4 protein-coding genes are annotated in these 9,208 nt (G+C 35.6%); 2 read left to right on the plus strand and 2 right to left on the minus strand.

Annotated features, from left to right (window positions below; genetic code table 11):
• Together AB8B65_RS16515 and AB8B65_RS16520 are read left to right on the plus strand one after the other, a co-directional pair.
• On the plus strand, window positions 1-5,778 hold a 5,778-nt coding region (locus AB8B65_RS16515), incomplete at its 5' end, for a hypothetical protein (protein ID WP_405302378.1).
• Between the two features lie 124 nt (window positions 5,779-5,902).
• Window positions 5,903-6,703, plus strand: coding sequence for a hypothetical protein (locus tag AB8B65_RS16520; protein ID WP_405302379.1), 801 nt, complete (start codon window positions 5,903-5,905; stop codon window positions 6,701-6,703).
• A gap of 84 nt (window positions 6,704-6,787) precedes the next feature.
• Here AB8B65_RS16520 and AB8B65_RS16525 read toward each other — a convergent pair whose 3' ends face one another.
• Both AB8B65_RS16525 and AB8B65_RS16530 read right to left on the minus strand, forming a co-directional pair.
• Entirely contained in the window at window positions 6,788-8,557 is a 1,770-nt protein-coding gene (locus AB8B65_RS16525) for a M56 family metallopeptidase (RefSeq protein ID WP_405302380.1), read from the minus strand.
• Complete coding sequence (locus AB8B65_RS16530) at window positions 8,557-8,916, minus strand: BlaI/MecI/CopY family transcriptional regulator (RefSeq protein WP_405302381.1); 360 nt, start codon at window positions 8,914-8,916, stop codon at window positions 8,557-8,559. The genes AB8B65_RS16525 and AB8B65_RS16530 overlap by 1 nt, the downstream gene beginning before the upstream one ends.
• Between the last annotated feature and the right edge of the window lie 292 nt (window positions 8,917-9,208).

Genomic DNA, 9,208 nt, shown 5'->3' on the forward strand with positions numbered 1-9,208 from the left:
GGACAAAGTGCTATTGTAGTAGGAAGTTATGCTACAGGAACCACAAACAGATCACATTTAGTCGTTTTCAGAATCAATTCGCAAGGAAACATTCTTTGGTCAAAACTATTGTATTCAAGCAATACGCGTTTCAGTACGGGCATTAAAAAACTGAATACGCAACACTACCTAATCACGGCTTGGTTCAATGAAAATTCGTCTGTGGACGATATGGAATTGTACAAGCTTGACGAAAATGGAAACATGATCACTTCCAGAAAAGTAGTAGGTACTTTTGATGAACAAATTATGGACGTTGTTACAACACCATCTGGATTTACAATTCTAGGTTCTGCAACAACACCTGGTGGACAAACAGTTAGACATGCAATTGCATTAGCTTTCAACAATAATCTAGGTTTGAATTGGGGAAAACGTTTGGGTGATGGTACGTTTATTTATACAACAGGAGCTATACCAACATCGATATTTTCAGACAATTACATTATTGCGGGTATTCAGGATAATACAAATAAATTATTCCTAAGTACATTTAGTAGTGCTTCAAATTCGTTTAGTGTAAAAACGACAAATTTAGGCGCAACTACCGATAAGTTGAGTACATCTGTAAAATTAGTAAAAGGAGCTGGTAGTACTTTTTATTGTATAGCAAATTACAGTACAAACCGTGCGTCAGAAGTCATAAAATATGATTATGAACTGAACGAATTGTGGCGAAAAAAGCTAGACTTTGGAAGCAAAAACAGCATCAGTCAATTGCTAAATGATGCAAACCAACAATTACTCTTAGTAGGAGGAATTGTAGGAACAAAATCAGCTTATTTGGCAAAAACAAACTTAGAGTTACAAAACTGTATCTCTGAAGAAGTTCCGCGAACACAATATGCACAAGAAACATTTACAACAGCCGATTTTACGCCTACTATTGGCGATTTACCACACACATTTCAAAACACTTCGCTTAACGTAACAGAATTAGCCTCTGAACGAAATGATTACTGTAGTGAGAATTGTAACACAACATCAATTCCACCAAGTGAACATACCGCAATTCAGTCGCCAAACTTCTACTTACAAGCTGCCGGATCAACAGGGAATGATGGTAGTACAGAAGGAATTCATACACGTTGGATCTTTTCAGGAGCTTTAGGGGAAAAGCACTTGCCAAAAGGAAACCACGCGAATAACATGAACAACTTCAACAAAGAAGATGACTTTGTACGTGTATACAGAACGCCATACAAAAAAGTGGCAAAAACAATTGACTTTTCAACAGCGCCAAACATTGTAGATGATGCAAATGGTTTATGGATTTATAATATTGATGGAAAGGACTTTCATGTATATTTCAGAAATCAAACAAAATATACGCAAGTTCGTGCCGTGATCAATCCTGCAACCAATTCGCAAGGATTCATGCAAAACTATGGTGGTGATTTAGTTGAAGTGGAAAGTAAACGACACTTATTCTTTGCGGTGGAAGCAAAAGTAAGTTCGTCAGCTTCAAACAGTACGTTGCAAACGGAAACACTATCTGTATCAACAAATACATTAATTGCACTCAAAAAGGCTACCAACAGAAAAACGTACGCAGGGACAGCTTTACAAAACATTCGATTGTTATGTGAAAATGGACGTACGTTTAGAAGCATTGGAACAAACGCATTTTTGACGCAAATTAGTTTTGAATTGTATGGTGATTTCATTGAAGATGCCAACGAAAATGAAGCATGGACACCAATGGGAAGCTATTCATTAACATTGGATGACACTGTTGCATTACAACAATTAGAACCAACAGCAGGAATTGTCAATGGAAATTGGCCACGATTCAATGATGATGCTACAGTAAATATTGCCAACTACATCAACAAATGGAACGTAGTAGAACCAGATATTTACGATAGAAACATAAAGCAAGTAGTGGAACAATACATTGCGTTAAGTGACGATATCAACAATCCGAAAGCAATTGAAGAAATTCCTGTAGACGAAAACATTGTTGTAGAAGATGAAGATGATGTAATGGAAATTTCCAATCTCGATATGCTAAACATAGCGTCGTTTGACTATCATGTTGCGCGTATGTTAGGATTAGGATTCTTAGATGTAGCTTCGCAAGTACAAGAAGGTGAATTTGTATACATTGCAGAATATGTAACTTTTGGAGATTTGGAAGACGGACAAGGCGCACGCGAAGTACAGCACTTAAGCATGAGTTTGCCAACGGCTACTTCCGACGAACGTTTGCCATTGCCAATAGCATTAGATGAAGTAATTCCAGGAGCTTATTTCGGAACAGAAACAAGCGAACCTTCAAGCATTACAGATGTCGATGGATACACACACGATGGTAAAAAACGATATGTTACGTTATACGCAGATCAAATTCCAGACGATGTATACAATCCAACATTCTATGCAGAAAACACACAATTTGAATCCAAAGAATACACAATTCCAATCTATGCCGGATTAGAATACAGAAAGCAACGTGAAAATCAGCCAGATCCAGGTGTTTGGGAGAAACCAGAGATTTCGCATGACAAACGTTACTTGCACTTAGATTCAACAGTTGCAAATGCATCAGAACGTTACGAAGCGTTTCCTATTTTATTACCAGAAGTAGGACAACCAATTTTTGTGCACAAACAAATCATTAGTGGAACACATTACTATGGTTCGTACGGAATTAACTGGTTTTCAAGAGCAACAGAAAGTCCAACGGAAGTATCAATCATTACCGCATTACAACCGACAAATCCGTTATTGCCGCCATCAAACATTCAGCCGCATCTCGTTCAAAAAGAGCAGCCGTTATTACTAACGTCGCAAGAAGAACAAGATCGTTTTGATCAAATTCTTGATGACAACGGACCTGACGCTGATCAAACCTTGGTAAGAATCTCATTCGATTATCATTCATATCAAGAATTAATTGACTATTCAGTGCCAGAAGATGCAGCAATTACGGATGCAGAATTGGTGACAGATACAACGTCTATTTTTGATGACAATGATGAAATATATGCAGATGATATTGATATCTTTTTCAGAAATGAAATACCAAACAATATCTCAGGACAAGTTGTCAATATTGAAGAAGATCCTGGAAACAATTTAGTGTCAATCGTTACGGTTGATGAATACTATCTGTCAAGTGTCGATCAAACACTCACACCAACAATTTCAAACGGATTAGAGTCAAATTATGAAGGTGGTGTATTTATTATTGGAGAGCAACAACACATCATTCATCAAGTTATTCAAACATCCGGATTTCCACAATTTAAAGTGTATAAAAAAGAAATCAGTGATGCGTTGGTAGACGATATTCCTTCGCCAGATGCAGATGCATTGCAAGCGATTGAAATTACGAATGATGGTATTTTTATGGCGATTGAAAACATGCAAACACCAGCGAGTTGGGGAACACCAAATCCGCAACCATTACACGTAAAAGCAAATACTTTTGATCAAATTCACCGAGAAGTGATTATGGTTGAAGGTGACAATGGCGAGCTAGAACGTCACTTAGAAAAAACGCGTGGTATTTGGTCAGATGCAGCAAGCAATCATACTACAATTACCAAAGTAGATGAAGTTGTCGATTTGGATGTTGACAATAATCCAATTATGGGGCACAAAGGAATGTACAACATTACATTCCACGGAATTGTATTAGATCAGCATATAGATTACAGTGAAAACAGTGATTCTGTAGAATGGTACCGCGGAATTGTGCGTGTACATACGAATGGTAGTCCAGATGGAAAACGTAAAGTATTAAAAGTAGCAAAAATTCTAAACATTAAAAATGTGGGAGATGCTACAGAAAGTGATGTGCAAGTATTAGCTTTCGATCCAATATTTTCTACTGATACAGGTTATGATCCAATTCAGATTGGAACCAATATTTCGGTGAATTTTTATCCTGGATACAAAGTGTATTTATACGAAAATCAAACGTATGGTTTAACGGAAGCAAATCTGTTACCAGGCGATGATGAAGAAGTACACAACTCAATCATAGGATTGCGAAGTCATCAAATAGCAGATCCATTCTATTCAAACATCAGCATTCCGAAAATTATGTTTGCGCAAAAAGATGTGCCAGCATTGCAACCAGAACAGCCAGAAGGAGCAAAATATGCAACACGCCCAGATTTCTTTGGACGTTCAACATATACGATCACAACGGAATACCAGCACAAACCGCATGGTGTATTGTTCTACAGAGCCAATGACGAAGCCATCTTAAATGCACTCTATGAAAAAGCAACAGTTCGCGAAATCAGAGAACAGCTCAAAGTTCTGGGAGGAAACAATGAGCAATATTTCGCAAATCGTTGGGAAAACTTCTTAGACTTTGCAGCATTAAGTTCGGATGGCGATTACAAAACGTATCCGCCAGTTGATGTAGATCCTGATAATCATTACAAATTTCCAAATCCTGACAAGGTAGCGTTATTTGAATGGGCTAATGATATCATTGATCGAATCAATAGTAATACGGCATTTCCGCCACCACAACCAGTAACGCCATTTGTGGCAGATCCGGAAGCGGTAAATACAGATGTAGGAAACATTGCTGTGGGCGATCCACGATTGTTAGGTTTTATAAAAGGAGTTATTTTTAATGCATTTGTACCATTGACCAAAGTGCCAGTAGTATATGCATACATAAATGGACCAGATCATAAACCTATAAACAAAAAGCAGGTATTACGTGACGAAAATGGTAGTGTATTAATGCCTACCGATCCAGCATTTGAAATGGCGCCAATGATGAAAACCACAAGTACAAGTCCGCACACAACACAGTTTACAGACTTTAACTTAGACGGTACATCAAACAACATTTATTTCTATGCGGCACGCGAACTAAGCTCAAAAATGAAATTGGGAGAATTCAGTACGGCTTTAGGACCCATTAAATTGGTTACTTCAAATGCGCCAGAAGCGCCAGAAGTAAAACGCATTATGCCAGTATTAGAAAATGTAGTATTGGGAACGTCATCAAAAATTCAATTGGAAATTAATTCGTATCCAGAAATTCAAGACATCAAACGAATCAATATTTACCGCGCATTCAACAAATTAGATGCGCAATCTATTCGAACAATGACGGCACTTGAACCAATTGATGTAGCTGCTGCAGGATTGCAAGGCAACGAACTATGGAAAGTATATGATGACTTTAGCGATTTAGATGAAGTTCCGTATGGAGATGGATTATTCTATCGATTGACAGTATCAAGAGAAATAGAATACTCGGAAGCTGATTACGGAAGTGGAACGCCACCACCACAAATTGTTACAGAGTATGCGCCATCACAAGCGTCAAAAATTGTAGCAACAATGATGGTTGAAGTTGCCAATCCGCCAGCGCCAAAATTACAATACATCGCTGAGCCAATTGCAGCAAATGGAGATATTAATGAAATAGCATTGCAGTGGGAAAAAACATGTTTCAAAGGAACCTATCACTTGTACAAAATGAATGCACAAGGAAACTGGGTGAAAATACATGAAGTAACCACCAATGAGTCAGAAATTTTCGTCTTACTAGCAGATACGAAACTGCAAGATCACAGTCTCGCGACACAAGACGCTAATGGAAACACGAAATATCACCATTTCAAAGTTGTGGCACAAAACACATCTGGAATGCAGAGTACGGAGGAGAACATATTAACAATGCCTAGCGAAGACAATTGGATTGACATCGGCGGTATTGGTGATATGATCATCGGAACCACATTTACTATTAGATAATAAACCCGTGAACTCGTTTAAGCTATAAAATTTTAAGCGAAACGTAAAACTCAGAACAGCAATTATGTAGCAATAAAAGTTTGAACGAGTTCACAATTATAATACACATAAAAAAAATTAGATCATGGCAGAAAAAAATAGAACAGCGCTAAAATCATATTTTGAAACAGGAGATCGCCCAACACAAGACGAATTCGGAGATCTTGTTGACAGTGCAGTCAATAAACAGCAAGATAAAGCAAATTTAACGGAAGCATTAACAACAAACGATACAAAATACATTACGCCAAAAACGGCAAATCATATTGTAGATACCGCAGTGCCAAACGCAACTATTTCTACTAAAGGGAAAGTAGAATTGGCAACACTTACAGAAGTAACAGCAGGAACGGATAATACCAGGGCAGTAACGCCAGAAGGAGCGAAACGAGCAGCGGAAGTACATGCACCTGTAACTAGTGTAAATGGTGACACAGGCGCAATTACAATTAATGTGAACGATGGAACAAGTGTAGGTAGTGTACGAAATGGAATTATTAAGTTCTTTACAGGATCAAATTCAAACTTGCCTATATTTCATTTAAAATTACCATATCGAGTAGATACTGACAATAAAATGTTCCATTTAAGAGCAACAGGATATTCGTATGGTTCTTCGGATATTATCGATGTGACTTGGGTAGGATATTGCTATACTAATGGATCAGGATTGAACAGATTACGAAATACGAAAACAGGTATTTTAAATTCTACGGCAATTACAGCAGGGCAATACATTGGTTCAGACGATCATATTTATTTATGGTTTAAAACACCGTCAACTTATTTTACAACTTTTAGAGTAGATAGTATGCGTGTTGGTAACGGAAGTTTACTTGAAGAAGGCGATGTTGAAATGATAATGAGCTTGGATGCTACATTGTAGAACGATGTAATATTTATTAGAAAAGTAAAAAGCAGTTGTCGGTAAGACAACTGCTTTTTTATATACTAGCTAATTTGGTATAAACTATTTCTTCTTCTTCGTGGTTACAAGAATAACTCCATTTTCACCTTTTTCACCATACAAAGCTGTAGCATTTTCTCCTTTTAAAACACTTACAGATTCAATATCATCAGAATCTAACTTTGTGAAATCACCATTTGAAACTTCTTTTCCATCCACAATATATAAAGGTTTATTTTTACTATTTGTTGAATTAAATACAATCTTAGCGTTTTTATCCTTAACAACTTTAAACGTTCCTGTTTGCTCTTTTTTATCATCATCAGATGTAAACGTGTATACAGTTGTATTTGCTTTTTGAAGCTTATCTGACGATACTTCTTTTCCGTTTATAAAAATACGTTTTTCTCCGTTTATGTTTTTAACATCAACTGTTTTATCATCAGTTGTGAATGTGTAGGTGTGTATGCTTTTATTTTTATGATATTTTTTAACTTCATCATCAGATAATTTTTTTCCATTCACAATGATTATCTCTTTTCCATTTTCGTTTCTAATATCAATAGTTTTTACATCACTATCATCTTCATTATATTCGCTATCTACTTTAAAAGTATACTTTCTTGTAACAGTTTTTTCAAAAGCTTTCGACTTAATAAACAATTCGTCTCCGCGTTTTCCTAACTGAATATCCGAAATTGCTTTATCATCAATAGTTGCAAACTTCCCGTTGGCTGCCTCCGTATTTTTACTCGTTAAAACCAAAGCAATACTGCTAATTTCTCCTTTCAAATTAAAATTTACATCGCTGTATTCAAATTTGATCTTTTGTGATTTGAATAACTTTTTATAAGCTTTCAACTCATCTACGGTCGTATTTTTGGTAATTACAACAACCAAATCTCCAATAGTATTATTTGGTCCAGTAATAGTTTCTATAACAGGAGTTGGAGTAGTGGTCGTAATTTCTTTTGCAATGATTTCTGTGTTAAACAGAAAAACAAAAGCAATAAGTAAAGGCACAATAAGCGCTTGTTTCCATCGGTTTACATGTGTGGATTGTGTTTTTTGTAACATAACTATTCGTTTTTTGATTAATGAATTATAAAAATTGTTGGTAAGTGCCGGACAATAACTATTGCCAGAAACTTTTAATAAGGTCAATTGATATTCTTTTTTAGAAGGCGTTTCTTGTATCGCAGCTTTATCTGCCAAAAACTCTAAATTTTGTAACATAAATTTCTTGTGTAACCATGCAAACGGATTGAACCATAAGAAGATACAATACAGTTTTGACACAAAAACATCGACAGAATGTAACTGACGACTGTGCGCTTGTTCATGCTTTAAAATGGCTTCCAATTCTGAAGTAGAATACAATTTAGGATTGTAAACGATGTAATTAAAAAATGAAAAAGGCGAAAAAGAAGCATTCGTTTCAATATAAATAAACTCTGCGTCTCTTTTGGCAACGTTCGATTTCCAAAGCAATCGGAACAACGAAAAAAGTTCAATCAAAAACTTACAAAAGAAGAAAATGACGCCCGCTATGTATGTATATAATAAAATAGATGTCCAGGAAATACTAGCTTCAATAGGAATCCCATTTGTTGTATATGTAAAAGTTCCTGTTGTTTCAGAACTCATCACAGGAATTTCAATATACTTAGTAATCACCAAAAAAGGTAAAACCAATGAAATAAGCATTCCGATCAATAAGAAAAAACGATTCTCTTTAAAAAACGTTTCGCTGCGCAATACTAAAAAATACAAACCTAAAAATAGCAGTAAAATTCCAGTACTTTTGGTAAAATAAATAGCCAAGTCTTCCATTACTTTTCTTTTTCTATCAGATTAATAAGTTCTTTCAAATCGTCCACACTAATCTTTTCCTCTTTCGCAAAAAAGGAAATTACGTTCTTGTAAGAGTCATTAAAATAATGCTGAATAGCAGAAGCCATATATTTTTTTCGATACGCTTCTTTTGTCACCACAGGAAAATACTGATGCGTATTTCCGTATGCTTGATGCCCAACATATCCTTTCTCTTCCAAATTGCGCACAATAGTAGATAAGGTATTGTAATGTGGTTTCTTCGTTTCAATCTCTGCCATCACATCTTTAACAAAAGCCTTTTCGAGCTTCCAGATGATTTGCATGATTTCTTCTTCTTTATTTGTGAGTTTTTGCATAATTGAATACAAATTAATGTGATACATGATTAATTTCAATACAAATATAAACTAAAAATTCAGTTATTCAACTATAAAAATAGTTAACCAACGAAAATTATAGTTATTTTAACATAAAACCCAATAAAAATCTTCATAAAAAATGGATGATACACAATTCATGTTTTAGTTGTAAAAGGAAATAGTATCTTCGCAAAAAAATACTTTTAATGGAAAACGTATTGTATGTACTTGGAGGATTGGTACTATTGGTTTTAGGAGGAGAATTTCTCGTAAGAGCTTCCGTAGGATT

The organism is Kordia sp. (assembly GCF_045105435.1).
In the GTDB taxonomy this organism is placed as follows: domain Bacteria; phylum Bacteroidota; class Bacteroidia; order Flavobacteriales; family Flavobacteriaceae; genus Kordia.